The sequence below is a fragment of the Limosilactobacillus ingluviei str. Autruche 4 genome (assembly GCF_000312405.1).
GTDB lineage: Bacteria > Bacillota > Bacilli > Lactobacillales > Lactobacillaceae > Limosilactobacillus > Limosilactobacillus ingluviei.
Genome location: NZ_HE997173.1, coordinates 1,061,074 through 1,077,037 on the forward strand (window position 1 = coordinate 1,061,074; position 15,964 = coordinate 1,077,037).

At 51.1% G+C, this 15,964-nt stretch carries 17 protein-coding genes and 1 pseudogene; 4 read left to right on the top strand and 14 right to left on the bottom strand.

The annotated features are described in order from the left end of the window. Window positions 1-25: 25 nt before the first annotated feature. Genes aguA through argF form a run of 3 tightly spaced genes read right to left on the bottom strand, consistent with a single transcriptional unit; the run spans window position 26 to window position 3,591 of the window. Complete coding sequence (aguA, locus tag BN54_RS05200) at window positions 26-1,120, bottom strand: agmatine deiminase (RefSeq protein ID WP_019206107.1); 1,095 nt, start codon at window positions 1,118-1,120, stop codon at window positions 26-28. A 2-nt stretch (window positions 1,121-1,122) separates the two neighbouring features. Continuing rightward, window positions 1,123-2,523 carry an APC family permease gene (locus tag BN54_RS05205; RefSeq protein WP_019206108.1) on the bottom strand — a complete coding sequence of 467 codons (1,401 nt, stop codon included), beginning with the start codon at window positions 2,521-2,523 and terminating at the stop codon, window positions 1,123-1,125. A gap of 30 nt (window positions 2,524-2,553) precedes the next feature. Beyond that, window positions 2,554-3,591 carry an ornithine carbamoyltransferase gene (gene argF, locus BN54_RS05210; protein ID WP_019206109.1) on the bottom strand — a complete coding sequence of 346 codons (1,038 nt, stop codon included), beginning with the start codon at window positions 3,589-3,591 and terminating at the stop codon, window positions 2,554-2,556. Between the two features lie 348 nt (window positions 3,592-3,939). Between argF and BN54_RS05215 the strand changes: the two genes are divergently transcribed. Together BN54_RS05215 and BN54_RS05220 are read left to right on the top strand one after the other, a co-directional pair. Beyond that, on the top strand, window positions 3,940-4,299 hold the full coding sequence (locus BN54_RS05215) for a hypothetical protein (RefSeq protein ID WP_019206110.1): 360 nt from the start codon (window positions 3,940-3,942) through the stop codon (window positions 4,297-4,299). Continuing rightward, on the top strand, window positions 4,296-4,973 hold the full coding sequence (locus tag BN54_RS05220) for a hypothetical protein (RefSeq protein WP_019206111.1): 678 nt from the start codon (window positions 4,296-4,298) through the stop codon (window positions 4,971-4,973). The genes BN54_RS05215 and BN54_RS05220 overlap by 4 nt, the downstream gene beginning before the upstream one ends. Before the next feature lie 52 nt (window positions 4,974-5,025). Here BN54_RS05220 and BN54_RS05225 read toward each other — a convergent pair whose 3' ends face one another. The 11 genes and pseudogenes from BN54_RS05225 to BN54_RS05270 form a co-directional block, all read right to left on the bottom strand. Further along, window positions 5,026-5,439, bottom strand: coding sequence for a hypothetical protein (locus tag BN54_RS05225; RefSeq protein WP_019206112.1), 414 nt, complete (start codon window positions 5,437-5,439; stop codon window positions 5,026-5,028). A 237-nt stretch (window positions 5,440-5,676) separates the two neighbouring features. Beyond that, window positions 5,677-5,952 (bottom strand): FliH/SctL family protein, encoded by a 276-nt coding sequence (locus BN54_RS05230; protein ID WP_019206113.1) that lies wholly within the window; start codon window positions 5,950-5,952, stop codon window positions 5,677-5,679. Next, on the bottom strand, window positions 5,952-6,104 hold the full coding sequence (locus BN54_RS10225) for a hypothetical protein (protein ID WP_019206114.1): 153 nt from the start codon (window positions 6,102-6,104) through the stop codon (window positions 5,952-5,954). The genes BN54_RS05230 and BN54_RS10225 overlap by 1 nt, the downstream gene beginning before the upstream one ends. A gap of 134 nt (window positions 6,105-6,238) precedes the next feature. Beyond that, on the bottom strand, window positions 6,239-7,111 hold the full coding sequence (locus BN54_RS05235; RefSeq protein WP_367587265.1) for an Rpn family recombination-promoting nuclease/putative transposase: 873 nt from the start codon (window positions 7,109-7,111) through the stop codon (window positions 6,239-6,241). Window positions 7,112-7,360: 249 nt separating this feature from the next. Beyond that, window positions 7,361-8,515 (bottom strand): ArgE/DapE family deacylase, encoded by a 1,155-nt coding sequence (locus tag BN54_RS05240; protein ID WP_019206117.1) that lies wholly within the window; start codon window positions 8,513-8,515, stop codon window positions 7,361-7,363. 84 nt (window positions 8,516-8,599) lie between these two features. Continuing rightward, entirely contained in the window at window positions 8,600-9,439 is an 840-nt protein-coding gene (locus BN54_RS05245; RefSeq protein WP_019206118.1) for a transporter substrate-binding domain-containing protein, read from the bottom strand. A gap of 17 nt (window positions 9,440-9,456) precedes the next feature. After that, window positions 9,457-10,197, bottom strand: coding sequence for an amino acid ABC transporter ATP-binding protein (locus tag BN54_RS05250; protein WP_019206119.1), 741 nt, complete (start codon window positions 10,195-10,197; stop codon window positions 9,457-9,459). Between the two features lie 20 nt (window positions 10,198-10,217). Beyond that, on the bottom strand, window positions 10,218-10,898 hold the full coding sequence (locus tag BN54_RS05255) for an amino acid ABC transporter permease (RefSeq protein ID WP_019206120.1): 681 nt from the start codon (window positions 10,896-10,898) through the stop codon (window positions 10,218-10,220). After that, on the bottom strand, window positions 10,879-11,538 hold the full coding sequence (locus tag BN54_RS05260; RefSeq protein WP_019206121.1) for an amino acid ABC transporter permease: 660 nt from the start codon (window positions 11,536-11,538) through the stop codon (window positions 10,879-10,881). The genes BN54_RS05255 and BN54_RS05260 overlap by 20 nt, the downstream gene beginning before the upstream one ends. 346 nt (window positions 11,539-11,884) lie before the next feature. Next, complete coding sequence (locus BN54_RS05265; protein ID WP_019206122.1) at window positions 11,885-12,424, bottom strand: hypothetical protein; 540 nt, start codon at window positions 12,422-12,424, stop codon at window positions 11,885-11,887. Window positions 12,425-12,434: 10 nt separating this feature from the next. Next, window positions 12,435-13,055, bottom strand: a pseudogene (locus BN54_RS05270) (trans-sulfuration enzyme family protein); the annotation flags it as partial. An 819-nt stretch (window positions 13,056-13,874) separates the two neighbouring features. Here BN54_RS05270 and BN54_RS05275 point away from each other — a divergent pair. Together BN54_RS05275 and BN54_RS05280 are read left to right on the top strand one after the other, a co-directional pair. After that, on the top strand, window positions 13,875-15,086 hold the full coding sequence (locus tag BN54_RS05275) for an MFS transporter (RefSeq protein ID WP_019206124.1): 1,212 nt from the start codon (window positions 13,875-13,877) through the stop codon (window positions 15,084-15,086). Further along, window positions 15,086-15,964: a shikimate dehydrogenase gene (locus BN54_RS05280; protein ID WP_019206125.1), complete on the top strand. Its 879-nt coding sequence runs from the start codon at window positions 15,086-15,088 to the stop codon at window positions 15,962-15,964. Before BN54_RS05275 ends, BN54_RS05280 begins: the two co-directional genes overlap by 1 nt.

Sequence of the window (15,964 nt, forward strand, 5' to 3'; positions counted from 1 at the left end):
CTTTTGCCATATGCACCCCTCTTTGTTATGCTTCTGGAACTTGTTGGGTAATGCAGTGAATGTTCCCACCACCCAATAAAATTTCACGGGCTGGAACCCCAACGATCTTCCGGTCCGGGTATAAGCTTTGCAGGGTTTCCCGGGCCTTTTCATCATTTGGATCATTAAAGAGTGGGAAAACAATCCCTCCATTTGCCGTGTAGTAGTTTACGTAACTTGCTGCCAACCGTTCACCTTCAGTCCGTGGTTGAACGCCTTCGATCGCATCAACCCCCTCGCTTTCCTCTTTCGTGATGGTAATTGGCTTTGGCAAGTACAGCTTCGTAATCTTCAATTTCCGACCTTTGGCATCTGTTGCTTGTTCCAGAATTTCAAGGTTTTCCCGCGAAATTTCATATTGTGGATCAGTTTGGTCATCCGTCCAAGCTAACACTACATGGCCCGGAGCAACAAAGTTCGCAATGTTGTCAACGTGACCGTTCGTTTCATCCAGGTAAATCCCCTTGTGCAGCCAGATGATCTTTTCTAAGTTTAAGTGTTCCTTCAGTACTTCTTCGATTTGCTCTTTGGAAAGTTGTGGGTTCCGCCCTTCAGATAACAAGCATTCTTCGGTCGTAATCAACGTCCCTTCACCGTCGACGTGAATGGAGCCCCCTTCTAAAACGAAATCATTCAAGCGGTAACGGTCAACATGTTCCATTTCGGCCATCTTTTGGGCAATCCGATCATCCTTATCCCATGGGAAGTACAAACCATCAAATAACCCGCCCCAGGCATTGAAAGTCCAGTCAACTGCCCGCAAGCCGCCTTGGTCGTTCTTAACAAAGGTTGCCCCACAGTCACGAATCCAGGAATCATTATTCGAAATTTCAACTACTTCCACTTGGTCAGGTAATAAGTTCCGCGCGTTTTCATATTGATCATCGTTTACTCCAACCGTTACATGTTCAAATTCTGAAATAGCGGTTGCCACATCAACAAATTGCTTTTGAGCTGGCTTCCCACCATTACGCCAGTTATCTGGGCGTTGTGGCCAAAGAATGTAGACCCCGCGGTGAGCTTCAAATTCACCTGGCATCCGGTAACCGTCTTGCTTAGGAGTACTTGTTAACGTCTTCATAATTAATGTACCTCACTATTCTTAATGTGTTCGATATGCGTCGTTGTCTGTTCATGCTTTTTCTCGGAGTAACGAACCAAAATTTCGCCAATGATTAACGTAAGAATTGTTCCCACCAGAACTGGCACTTTAGTTGAAATCTCGGCCGGATCACTGCTTAGTGGGAGAATTGTCAATAGCACAGTAATAATCAATAATACTTCTGGAACCCAAGTGATTAAATTAATCATAACGTTTCCGCCACCAACTTTAAATGGCCGTTCACGATCTGGATCACTCTTCCGCAACTTCCAGAAAGCCGGGAACATCATGACGTACGATAATAGTAATGCCACGACATTTAAGGAGAAGAAGGCCCAGAAAATATCCTGATTCGGGATAAATGGTGAAGCGACACAAAGAATGGTTGCGACAATCCCGTTTAAATAGCCGGTCCCAACTGGCATTCCTTTTGCATCTTCTTTTGCAAAGATGGCTGGTAAATCATGATTTTTAGCAGCGTAGTCAGCAACGTAATTAACCCCGAGGGCCCAAGAAACCATTTCCGAAGCCAAAATGTACAGGAAAAGCACACCAATCAACACAACAAACCAATTCATCTGCCCTACTAACAAGATGAAACTGTCGATTAAGCCACTACTTGGTGACAATTTTGAGGTTGGTACGGCAACGCCCATCCCAAAGGCCATTAACAGATAGAAGAAGGCAATTAAGGCCCCACCATAGATGATTGCTTTTGGAATCTGATGCTTTGGGTCATCCATATCGTCGGCCATCGTTGCTACAACTTCAAACCCAAGGAAGTTAAAAATAATAATCGAAAGGTTACTTAAGGAGGTTAAATTAGCTTTTGGCAATAGGTTTAGACCGGAATAATCATTGGCAACGCCCCGTGTCATCGCTACATAAATCCCTAAAACACCTAAACCAAGAACAATCACAATCTTCCCTAACGCTGCGATGTTCATAATCCACTTACTTTCCGAGACAGGTTTGTTGCCTAGCAACACCACAACCCAAACAAAAATTAATTGAATTAATACATCCCAGAAGGTTCCTAAGTGAAGTTTAAAAATTTGACTCATGGTTTGAGTAAATAGAATTGCCAGACTCGCCATCCAAAGTGGATAGTTAATCCAATAAAGCCAAGCTAATCGGCCACCCCAGCGTGAGCCAAAGGCCTGTTTTACCCAATCGTATAAGCCACCATCGCCAGTGTAGGCCGTCCCTAATTCAGAAGAAACAAGCCCATACGGGACGAAAAAGAAGATTAATAAGAAGATCCACCAAAAGAATTGTGATGGTCCAATTGCAGCAGCTGGGGCAGCCGACTCAGCCACCATAACCACTACTACTGACATCAAGACCGCATCAAAGAGGTGAAACTTTTTGGGCTTATCCATTTTAATCACCCTTTTCTATCGAAAGCCTAATTAATTTTCACGAGAGTCTGGTGCATTCCGTAACATTAAATCTAATTCTGCCTGATACATTGCGGCCACTTCCTTTGAAGCATAGTTCAAAGTTGGGTTCAGTAAGTAAACGAAGATTGCCCGCATGGCCGTCTTCCGGTTTTCCGCTTGGTCCCAAACAATCGAGTGGGGACCATCTAAAACTTCATCGGTAACTTCTTCGCCCCGGCTAGCTGGTAAGCAGTGCAACACTTGCACATCTTCATTGTTGGTCTTCTTCAGTAAGTCATCATTAACTTGATACTTTGGATAGAAGATCTTCATGTATTCATCTTTTTGCAATTCTTTATCGTAAAGACCGTACCAAACATCAGTGTAAATAAAGTCAGCACCATCAAGGATTGCTTCATCATCAGAAATTTCAATCGTAGCACCAGTTTGCTTAGCAATTTCTTGGGCCTTAGCCAAATCCTTAGCTGGCATTTGTTTACCTTCCGGGCCAAATTGAGCAAAGTGCATCCCCATTTGCGCCGTAAAGTACATCGTAGAAATAGCGACTTGCGTTGCATCCCCAACAAAGACTACTTTACATTCTTCAAGTGTTTTACCTGCTGGCAGGTGTTCTTCAATCGTTGTCAAGTCGCCTAAGGCTTGAGTTGGATGACTCTCATCACTCATAAAGTTAACTACAGGAACTTGAGAGTACTTAGCCAGATTTTCAACTTCTGAGTGCCGGTTTACACGGGCACCAACAATGTCAAGTAACCGTCCTAACACGTGTCCCGTATCAGTTAACGATTCATGGCCACCTTCGCCTAATTGAATTTGGCCCGGTGCTAGATACAATGCGTGACCACCTAATTCAGTCATCGCTGCTTCTGCGGCATTCCGAGTCCGAGTAGAAGTTTGCTCAAAGATCATCCCTAAGGACTTATTCTTTAACAGTGGCGGGTAGTAACCATTGTGAATGGCCTCTTTAATTTCTAATCCCAGATCTACCATAAATTGCATTTCTTCTTTAGTGAACGGAACCGTGTCGATGTAATCGCGTTTAGTCATGAGTCATTCCTCCTAAAAAGATTTTTAAATTTGTTTACGGTGTTATTATCTATCTCTGATTATAATTTTGGAACCCCTTTCGTTGTTGATGAATCAACATCAATACCATTAGAAATTCGTTTCATTTCCTGTAACATGTTTCAATCTTCCAATGTCGCTTGACTAGGCCTTTTTTCTCCCTTAAGCGCCCTCACATTAGCTAATTAATTCACAATCAATTCGAAACAAATTCCGCTATAAAAAAGCAGGGCTACCTCAAAAGTTAGTCCTGCTTAATAACTGTTTCTGTGTGATGCAATCCCCATGATAAAATTAACTCAATCAAGCTTAAATAGAGGAACTGTACCAATGACACTTCATTATCTGCCCCCAAGCAAAATTATCCGCGAACCCGCCTTAGAAGAAGAGCTCGGGATCGCCGATCTTGACATTGTAGCCTATACGACCGGGCATAAGCTGACCGTTGTAGGCCAAATTTCCGCGCCCAACCTCACTGCCCGCTTTAAGATGGCGCTGATCGCCTACGATCAAGCCGGCAACATCATCCTAACCGAAGAAAGCAATACCCCCTACGGTAGTGGTTTGGTAACCAGCGAAATTGTAACCCCCGCCTTTTTTAATCACTACCCCTTCGGCTTTTCACGTTCTGATCCCGATGCCGCTAAGATTGACCACGTAAAAATCTACCCAATTGGTGAAACACGATGACCAAACTTCCTGACCTAGCCACTTTAATCGCTACTCATCCCAACTTACTCAGCGATTGGCTTTCCTTAAGTGCCCAACTCCAATCCCTACATCCGACCAGCCTGGAATTTAACCTCACCCGGGTCTGCTGGGAATTTGGCTTGCTATTTGAGGTCCCCACTAACGATGATGCAACCCGTCGACAGCTGCGGGCTGAATTTGGCCTGACTGAAGCCGCCGCTAAGTGGTGTCTGAACCTGGCTCACGCCGTCAAAGACCAGCGTATGGCGACCACGGTACCAGCTCCCTTGTCCGATCTTGATGTGATCGCTCTCAGTCAATGTCCAATTGACCGCCGGCTACCCGCTAACCCCTTTGCCCGTGATCTAATCGCAGAAACTCAATGTGACGTCGAAGTGGTGGGTTGCACAGCCAGACGAAGTTACGATGAAGAGCCTGGTCAAGTTGCCACCCTCCAGATCCAAGGCGAATGCAAAGCAAAACAGCCCCAAACCGATATCTTGATCTTTATCATGGTGTACAACGAACGTCGGCAATTAATCGCCTTTGACAGCAGCACTAAAATCTACGCAAATCAGCGCAGCGCCACGCCAATCAACCGGTACTTGCATCTGCCCATCGATCAAAAGATTTCAAAGATTACCGTCCGTCCTGCCCGCGACCCGCGCTGGTAATCAACTTTGACCGCCAAAAACGGGCAATGATTGTCTCAATGATCTTTCCCTATCAAGCCAATTTTCCCGTCCCACACCGCAAGCGCGGCCCGATCCGATCTAAGCTCACTTCGATAAAGCGGAGCGCATTCCAAGCGATCAGCGGTGCCAAGAAAAAGGTCACCGGTGGTTGTGCGGAACGCGGCTTGGTCACCAAGTTTGTCAAATGATTTAGGGCGACTGGTAGCTGCCGGGCCGGCGCAACCAAGCGCAACTGCACCGGCGTACAGCGCCCCCAGTCGTCTTGGACCATTACGGCCAAGCTATAACACTGCGGCAGGATTGTATCACTCTGCCAGCTGACTTGCTTGATCGTCGCCACTGATGGTTCGCCCAATAGCTGCTGCATTAACGGCCGCAGGCTGGTCGGCTCAGCTAGCCACCGTGCCACTAGGACGCTAGCTTGCGTCATTGTTTTATTTGCCATTTAAATTCCTCCTCACGCGGGGTAAGCCCCTACTTTGTATATACGCGAAAAAGAGGGATTTTTAACTTTATTCACAAAGTTTTTTGGTTCTGGCCACTGAGCACTTGGTTAATCGGGTTTTACCCACCAAAATTTTCATCTTCACAAACTAAAAACGGTGGGCCCGCCTGTCTGCTTCAAGCAGTCCCACCGTTCGTTCCGTTGGCAAAATTCTTGAGTGCGCTTAGTCTCCCCTTCTTATTCCTCGCCGCGGTTGTCAGGTTGCGCTACCTGCTCATAATAACGTTGGGCGGCAGCTAATGAACTTTTTTGCATCAAGGCTAACGTTTCCACGATTTGTTTTGGGGTTTGACCTTGCATTTGTAGAGTATGGATTACGCTGAGCATCGTTTCATCGCGGCCTTCTGCGCGACCTTCTGCTCTTCCTTCTGCGTAGCCCTCTACACGGCCCATTGCATGACCTTCACTCAACCCAAGTCGCCATTCATCCTTCAGTCGCATTTGTAAATTCATTAGTGCTCGCCTCCGTTGGCAGCTCGCGCCATTTGCTCATAGTAATGTTGCGCTTCGGCTAATGAGATCTTCCGGGCTAAGGCCAGGGCTTCTACGATTTGTTTTTGCGGCATCCCTTGGGCCTGCAAAGCATGAATCAAGCCAAACGCCATTTCATCGCGGCCTTCTGTTTTTCCTTCTGCTCTTCCTTGACTAAGACCTTCTGCCTTTCCTTCCGCTCTCCCTTAATCAAGACCTTCGCTTAACCCCAGTTTCCATTCATCCTTCAGCCGCATTTTTAAATTCATCAGTGCTCGCCTCCGCTAGTAGCTTGCACCACCTGATCATAGTAATGTTGCGCTTCGGCTAATGAGATCTTCCGGGCTAAGGCCAGGGCTTCTACGATTTGTTTTTGCGGCATCCCTTGGGCCTGCAAAGCATGAATCAAGCCAAGCGTCATTTCATCGCGGCCTTCTGCCTTTCCTTCTGCGCGGCCCTCTGCACGACCTTCTACTTTTCCTTCCGCTCGCCCTTGGTCAAGACCTTCGCTTAGCCCCAGTCGCCATTCATCCTTCAGCCGCATTTTTAAATTCATCAGTGCTCGCCTCCGTTTCTTATCCCGATTATAGTCATCGATTTCCTTCACCAACCTGACCGCCAACGGGTTGGCGTTATCGTGCCGGCGGTTCATGACGTCCAAGACCGCTGCCAATGCCGGGGTGATTTGACCCTTGGTGCCCAAGGCATTGATCAGAATCACGTGCGAGTTGGTCGGCAGGCGCAACTGCCGGTCGTCATCCTCGTAGTAGTGGAACTGATATAATCGCCGATCCTGCCCGCAGGGGTCAAAGGCGCAAAAGAAGATGACGTAGCTTTCCCGCAGGTCATCGTAATCTTCACCCTTCTTCAGCGTCTCTTGGTCAATCTGCGCCTGGTAGTAGCGGACCCGTTTGCCCAGCCCCGGTTGGTTTGCGACTTGCATTTCCACGTCGTAGAACTGTTCCTGATCGTCCTCAATGATTGCGTCAAAGCGGACGCCGCGCTCATCATCAAAGGCCAGGTAGTTGACCGGGTGCTCGTTCTCCAGCCGCTTGACCGCCGTGATCTTGAGCTCTGGTAAAATTGCCCGCAAAATCGCGAGGCAATTTTCCTCGTGCTCCATTACCCAGCGGAAAATCAGGTCGTTAGTGAAGTCAAAATATTCTTACGCCATTTCATCGCTCCTATTCTTATTGTAGCATCCCCACTGCCTTTCAGCGAGCCGGGCGTGCCACTTTTACTCGGGAGCTTTCTCCCTAATTATATATACGCGAAACGGAGCGATTTTTAACTTTTTTCACAAACTTTTTTATTTCAACAGCCTTCAAGTTGATTGCACCACTGCTGGCGTCCTGCAGCCAGCAATGCTTTTCACAAGTTAGAAAACGCTTTAATTATCCGGTGCAAAGAAAGCAGCGGCCAGTCGCTGATAGAATTCAATCGCCTGGTAGTAGACGGCCAGGTCAACGAATTCGTTGCTGGCGTGGCTAGTGTCACCACCAGGACCGATCAAAGCGATCGTAAAGTCGCCCTTCGCATGCAGAAATTCGGAACCATCACTGGCCCCGGCTTGCCCCACCGGCGTGACCGAAGTACCAAAGACGTCCTGATGGACCTGATCAATCAATTTCAGCAGCGGGGCGTCTGCTACACCCGGCATCGGCTCTTCCGGAAAGCTGTAAGTCAGGCGCAAATCGTAGCCTGGCCGCTGGTTCAATTCCGCCACTAGGCCAGCCAAAATATCGTAGACCTGCTGGTTGGGATGGGCGGGAATCGTGCGAATATTGCCCTGCAAAGTCGCTTGGGCTGGGACACTGTTGATTTGCTCACCACCGTTGATCACACTGATCACGTGGGTCAAAGGCCCCAGCACCGGATCGACTTGATCGAGCTTAGCCAGGCGGGCTTTAGCCTGAGTGGCAAATTCCAGCACATGGTCGAGAGCGTTGATCCCCAGTTGCGGCTGGGAGGCATGCGCGCTCTGGCCCTTGGCAGTCAAGATGTAATCGATCACTCCTTTGGCGGTGTAGCCGACCTCGCGAAGGTCGGCGCTTGGCTCGGCAATCATCAACCCGGCCAGGTCATCAGCATACCCCGCTTTAGTCAACTGGGCAGCACCGTACTCGCCAGTCTCTTCACCGACCGTGGCTAACAACCGGATCCTCCCCGGCAGGGTCTGGTGCTCCAACATTTCCAGCAGGGCCACCACAATCGCTGCCAGGCCACTCTTCATGTCACACGCGCCCCGCCCGTATAGACGACCGGCCTTAACCGTGGCTTTAAAGGGATCAGTCGTCCACTGAGCCAGATCTCCGGGGGCAACCACGTCCATGTGGCCGGCCAAGCCGAGGGTCTTCGTCCCCTGACCAGCGGTAATCACTAAGTTGTCGCGTCCCGGCGCATAAGTCACCCGCTCGATTTGAATTTGATCTTGGTAGGGGGTAAAAAGTTTGGTCAAGTAATCGGCCACTGCCGCTTCTCGACCGTTGACCGAGGGGATGGCAATTAAGTGCTTAAGAATTTCGAGTTGCTGAACTTGTTTCATGTCATTTCCTCCGTACTTGGCATGCGTCATTTTCCTTAATCATACCACCAAAAAACGCGGCTCCCCCGGAACCGCGTTACCTGCTTACTTATCCAAAATAATGTCACTTGGCTTCACTTCACTGCCAAAGTATGGCTTTAATTCTTGGTTGTAGTCCTTGGCAAAGAAGCCTTCCTTATTCAGCTTGGTGATTTCTCGATTCGTCCACTTCAGCAGGGAAGTGTTCCCCTTCTTGATTCCCGGGGCAATGTAGGAGCTGGCCCCTAATTGCTTGATGCCGACCGTGTACTTTGGGTGTTGCTTGACCCAAGCGTACAGGTAGGAGTTATCATCCGCCAAAGCCGTCGCCCGCCCGTTCTTTAAGGCGTTGAACTGTTGGGTCTTGGAGTCAAACTTCAGCAATTGGACCTGCTTTTGCTTTTGGGTAAAGTATTGTTCGGCCGTGGTCCCCTTGGTGACAATCAGCTTTTGGCCCTTTAACTGGCTGACCTTGGTTACTGGCTTTGTCTTCTTAGACACCACCCCGACAGATACTTTCATGTATGGCTTGGCAAAGCTGACAACCTGCTTGCGTTCCGGCGTTACCGTAAAGTTAGCCAAGACCAAGTCGGCCTTATTGGCATTTAAGGTATCGACCCGGTTGTTGGCGTTGACTTGGATAAACTTGACCTTAACCCCTAAGTCCTTGGCTAAGCGCCGCGCCAAGTAAACGTCGTAGCCGACCCGCTTGCCATCTTGATTAACCCACCCGTAAGGCTTTAAATCACCAAAGACGGCGACCCGCAAGGTGCCACGCTTCTTAATCGCGGCCACTGAGCTGGGGTTTGTGGCCGCCTGCGCGGGCCGGGCCAAAGTGGCTAACGGGGCCAAGGCTAAGAGCAGCGCCCCGAGACTCAGGATAATTGCTTTGAAAATTTTCTTCATTTGGTTGACCTTCCTTCTTAAAAGTCCATGCTATCCAAAAATTCTTGCGCCCGCTGCGTTTGCGGCTGGGCAAAAAATTGCTGGCCCGGCGTGTCCTCGACGATTTTGCCATCGGCCAAGAAGAGGACGCGGTCGGCGATTTGGGCGGCAAAGTTCATTTCGTGAGTCACGATGATCATCGTCATCGCTGCTTCTTGTGACAACTGCTTGATAATTTCCAAGACCCCCCGCACCATTTCCGGGTCCAAGGAAGCCGTGACTTCATCAAACAACATTAATTCCGGGTGCAAGGCCAAGGCCCGCACAATCGCGATCCGCTGCTTTTGGCCCCCGGACAGCTCCCGCGGATAGGCCTTCGCGTACGCGCTCAACCCCACCCGTTCGAGCAGGGCAAGGGCTTCTGCTTGCACGGCCGCGGCTGGCCGCCCTTGAATCTTTACCGGAGCTAGCGTGATGTTTTCGAGCACCGTCAAATTCGGGAACAGGTCGTAACTTTGAAAGACCATCCCGATTTTTTGCCGCAATTTTTGCCAGTGGGCTTCATCGGCGACCACGGGCTGACCGTTAAACGTCAAGGTCCCGGCCTGAAAGGCTTCCAAGCCGTTTAAGGTCCGCAGCAGGGTACTCTTCCCCGACCCCGAGGGGCCCAGTAGGGTCAGCACTTCGCCTTGGTGCAGGGTAAAATTCACATCAAAGAGGACCTGGCGCGCCCCGTAGAATTTGTTTAAGTGGGTTACCTTTAAAATTTCCGTTTCCATTACTGCTTCCTTTCTGCCGATCAGACCTTTTGCTGGGCCGCTAAGTGCCGAGCCCAGCGAGAGAGGGGATAGTCGACCACAAAGTAAAAGATAAAAATCACTCCGTAGACCCAAAAGACCCCGGTCCGGTAAGTCGTATTATTGGCTTCAATGATCTGCTGACCGATATTGATCACGTCCATCACACTGATCAACATCAACAGCGAAGTCGTCTTGATCACCCGGGTGGCCAAATTAATCGTCGCGGGCAATTCCAACTTCAAGGCCTGGGGCAACAAGACGTAGCGGAAAAGTTGCCAGCGGTTCATTCCCAAGGCCAGCCCCGATTCGCGCTGGTGCACTGGGACCGACAGGAGCGCGCCGCGGACAATGTCGCTGAATTCCGCCGCCACCCAAAGGCCAAAGGCAATTACCGCCATCCAGCTGCCCGGCAGACTATCGACGTGAAAAAGCTCCGGCACCAGGTAGTAGGCCAAGAAGAGCAGGACTACCGTCGGCACGATCCGGAAAAATTCCAAATATAAGCGCAAACCAAGCCGCAGCACCGGATTTTTCAGTGTCCGTAACGCGCCGAGCAGCGCCCCCAGGCTCAGGCCAATCACCAGGGCCAAAGCGGCAATCCAAACCGTTGTCCATAAACCACCCAGCAGGCGCACCAAATTATGGCCTTCAAACAAGACGTTAATCCCCGAATGTGGCATACCGCACCCTCCTTTCCAACCAAGTCAAGAGCAAGGACAAGGGAATCAAAATAATGGCATAGGCGACCACCAAGACCAGCAAGTACTCATTCGACCGGTAGTACAGACCGATTAAATCCAAGGCCGTATTGGTCAATTCCGGAATCGCGATCACCGAAAAAATCGAAGTTTCCTTGATCAAAAAAATCACATTAGCTGCCAGGGCTGGCACACTGAGGGCCAAGCCCTGCGGTAAGACCACGTAGCGGGCCAATTGCCACTGGTTCATCCCCAGAGCCCGGCCTGATTCCACTTGCGTTTGGCTGACGCCGTTAAAGCCCCCGGTAAAGCCTTCGGCCATGTACGCCCCACCCAAAAAGACCAAGCCAATGATCCCACAGGTCGCGGCACTAAATTTCAGCCCCAGGACAGGAAAAGCGTAGTACAAGAAGAACAACTGAATCAACAACGGAGTGTTGCGGGCCACTTCGACATACGCCCCACTGAGCCGCCCCAAAACGGGAACTTGAAAGTACCGCAGCAAGCTGACCACCACGCCAACCACCAACGCACCCGCAATGCCGGTGGCGGATAGCCACAGCGTTAATTGAAAGCCCTTGGCAAACTCCGGCAAACTTTGCTGGATTACTGCCCAATCCACATTACCTCACCCTTTCTATTCGCTAATCCGCTTTCGGCCTAAAATTAGGTACAAAAAAAGCCTGTTGTCCCCGCTGATTCCCGTCCCACCTCACGATGAGAACCTTAAAGAAGCCGGGTTGCCTTCCCGCAACCCCGGTTGGAAATCAGAATTAACAACAGGCCGTCAGCAGCGCCCGGTCAGTCAGAAAAACAATCATCAACTTAATTAGCGTTAACATCATGTTTTCCTCCTTTCCGGTTGCTTACTGTCAAATTAGCATATTCTTAAATTTTCTAACGGATTTATCATAATCCGACTAATTGACCATTGTCAACCCTTTTTCCGCCTTTAATTAGCGCGGTAGTTAACCGGATATCGCACTGACCGGCATCCAGGCCACTTGGGGCAGGCGCTGGGCCCAAGTGGCCTGTTGGCTTGCCGTTAGGGGGCGGGTTAAGGCACTGCCCGCTTGGCGTTTTTGCCAGGGTCCCCCAAGGGGCAACGAAGCGGCGCTCACCGCCAAATAGGTGCGCGGTGCTTGGGCTAACGGGTACACCCGACCAGGCACCGCTGGGGTAAAGCTGATGCCACGCGCACTGGTCAGACGGTAAAGGTCACTTAAGATACTGTTGGCCGTGGCCAAGCCGCCGGCCCCAGGACCTTGATAAACCGTCTGCCCCAGCCGTTCACTGGTTAAGGCCACCGCATTGTCGACCCCATCGAGGCCATAAAAAACCGATTGGGGCCCGATTGCAACGGGAGCGACTTCCGCCAAGAGCCGCTGGTCCCGGCGTTGGGCCCGCGCCAAGAGGCGAATTTTCAGTCCCCACTGCCGGGCTGCGTTCAGTAATTGCGGGGATAAAGCGGTAATCCCCGTGACTGCTAAAGCGGCGGGATTAACCACCTGGTGAAACGCCAGCCGAAACCTCGGAATGGCCCGCCAGGTACTTAGTCGCGGAGTGAATCACAATGTCGGCCCCCCAGCGCAGGGGTTGGGCCAAATACGGGCTTAAAAAGGTGTTATCCACGATCGTTAACAAGCCATGCTGGTGGGCCAAGCGCGCCAGCGGAGCGACCGGGGTAACCTGTAGCAAGGGGTTGGTGACCGGTTCAAAGTAGATGGCCTTGGTATTAGGCTGGATCGCCGCGGCCACCGCCGCTAAATCCCGGGTATCGACGGCGGTAATCGTTAAATCCCACCGGGCAAAAAATTCCTTGAGCAAGCGAAAGGTCCCCCCGTAGATTTGCTTGCCAACCACCAAATGATCGCCAGCCTGGAAAATCGCCAGTGCCGCATGAATCGCCGCCATTCCCGAGGCAAAGGCAAAGGCCGCTTGGCCCCCTTCCAAGGCTGCCAATTGGGCTTCCACGGCATGGCGCGTCGGGTTGCCCGAGCGGCCGTAATCATATTGCGGGGCCGTGCCAATCGCGGGGTAGGCGTAGGTTGTAGCCGGATAAATTGGCAACACCGCCGCCCCATACGGATCAAGCTTGGTCCCAGGACCATGAACTAATTGGGTTTGAAATTTTGCCATTGTAATTACCTCCTGCTTGCTTGAACCAACAAAAAAACCTCCGCCCCCGGATTTCAGACTTGAAATCCAGGGACGAAGGTTCGTGGTACCACCCTGCACTTCGCCAACCTCACAGTTGGCGACTCATTAAGTACCCACCCACTGGGGGCGGAGACTTTGCAAGGTATCGGTTGCACCCGGGGTGAGTAGCTGCATTAAACAACCCTCACTCTGCCTCAAAGCTCATCTTCAACCCTTGGCAGTTCGCTCTTTCCCATCCCCCGAGCTCGCTTGGTAACCGCCGCCGGCCTACTCTTCTTTTTATCGGCATCTCATCAATTTCTAATTGTCAAACAGCTTACCACCACTTCGGAAAATGTCAACCGTCTTTTTCATTTTTATCAACTAATCGGTATTTTTCTACATAATATGGACACCAGCCAGTTTTTTCGGGCCGGGATCCCTCCACTTTTGCCCGGGGTAAAAAATTAAAATTAGGGTTTGACAAACCAAAATGAGAATGTTTTAATATAGTCAATCAAATCGGAAAGGAGTTTGTGATCATGCTTCACCAACCACAATTAATGGCGTTTTATTTTGGCTTTGCTTATTTTAAGTAGCGTCCGTACTGCTTGGTACGGACGGGGACGTTCGTGCCTAAGCAAAGTCAGCTTTTGTGGATGCTGTCAGCTAGGTACTTCCATCTAGTTAGGCAGCGCGGTGAGCAGCATAGGCTCCCCAATTTTTTCTGCTAACCAGCTAGATGTGGTTCCCTTCACCCATTTAGTTGGTTTTTTTATTTATCTTGATGCATACTGAAAATAATTTAAGGAGGGCAATATGGAAATTCCGTCAACTACGTCCCGAGTCAACCTGCAAAAATGGCGGCTCGCTTTAACCTTATACCTCAACTACTTAGTCCACGGCTTTGGGATCATCATCCTGGCCCAAAATATGACCGCCCTCAGCAGGGCCTGGCACGTCCCGCTGGCGACCGTCTCCTTTGTCATCTCCGGGATCGGGATCGGCCGCTTAGTCGCCTACCTGATCACTGGGAGCTTGGCCGACCTCTTGAGCCGCAAGCTCTTCGTCTTATTGGGGATGGGCTGTTACCTGATTTTTGCCCTGGGGATGGTGGCCAACCCATCGATCCCGGTGGCCTACGGGCTCGCCATCCTGGCGGGGATCGCCAATTCGGCCCTGGATGCCGGGACCTACACCACCTTAGTCGAAATTAACGGTGGTAAGGGGGACGGCACGATTTTGATTAAGGCCTTCGTCTCGCTGGGGGAATTTATCCTGCCACTCTTGGTTGCCACCTTGGCCAGCCACGGCTGGTGGTTCGGCTGGTCCTTTCTCGTCATGGCGGCCTTGATCTTGTTAAACCTGCTCAACGTCTTGACCGTCCGCTTCCCGAACCGGGCGGAATTAAAACAAATGGCCGCCCACGCCCAAGTCGCTCACCCCACCAATACCCACCACCGGTTGGGATCAACCTTGCTGTTGCTTGGCTACGGCTACACTTCAATGGCCTTGATGATCTGGTTCACCCAGTGGGTGACCCTCTTTGCCCAACAAAGCCTAGGAATGGGCGAAACCGCGGCCCACTTCTTATTATCGCTCTACAGTATCGGCTCAATCAGCGGGGTCGTCGTCTTATTTATTCTTTTGAACCGGGCCGTCAGTGAACTTAAATTGCTCGTCAGCTTAAACCTGCTCGCCACCGTAGCTCTGGCCGCCTTACTGTGGGCGGGGCAAACCCCGTGGGTCGCCAACCTTACCAGCTTACTGTTTGGCTTTGCGGCCGCCGGGGGGATCATGCAGACTGGTCTGACCGTCTTCATGAAGCTCTACCCGGCCCGCCACGGGATGGTCACGGGGGCCTTTTACTTCTTTGGCAGCCTGGCTTCCTTTACCGTCCCGCTGATCACCGGGGTCTTATCAAAGACCAGCATTACCGCGGCCTTTGGCGGTGACCTCGTCGTCGGTTTAATCGGCAGCTGCTTAATGATTGGCTTAGCACTTACTCATCACCAACAGGAGGAAAAATAATGGAACGCATCGATGGACACACTATTTTAATCGGTTTATTAGCCACCCCGATTCGCCACTCCATGTCACCGACCATGCACAACAACGCCTTTGCCATGCTCGGTCTCAACTACGCCTACCTGGCCTTTGAAGTTGGCCAACAGGAACTCCCCAGCGCCGTCCAAGCAATTCGCACCCTGGAAATGCGCGGGGCCAACATTTCGATGCCCAACAAGCAGGCCATTCTCCCCCTCTTGGATGACTTAGCGCCCGCCGCCAAGCTGGCCGGCGCGGTCAACACCGTGGTCAACGACCATGGCAAATTGACCGGCTACACCACCGATGGAATTGGCTTCATGCAGGCCCTGGCCGCTGAAAACATCGACCTGCGCGGCGAAAAAATGGTCCTGGCCGGGGCCGGGGGAGCCGGAACCCCGATCGCGATTCAAGCCGCCCTCGACGGGGTCAAAGAAATCGTCATCGTCAACCGGGCAACGGATCCCCAAGGTAGTCAAGCCCAAAAGAACGTGAAAATCATCAATGAACAAACCAACGCCCACGCCCGCTTCGTCCCCCTGGCTGATCAAGCCCAATTTAAAGCGGAATTGGCGGATGCAACCATTTACTGTGATGCGACCGGGGTGGGGATGAAACCGCTGGCCGACCAAAGTTTGATCACTGACCCCAGCTGGCTGCGCGAGGATTTGATCGTTTACGACACGGTCTACGCGCCCCGGACCACCAAGTTAATGACCATTGCCCAAGCGGCCGGCGTCCGCCACGTCTTTAACGGCTTAGGGATGATGCTGTACCAAGGCGCCGAAGCCTTTCAACTCTGGACGGGTCAAGCGATGCCGGTCCAAGCAATTGCCGACTTGCTCTTTAATGGAAAGGACTGA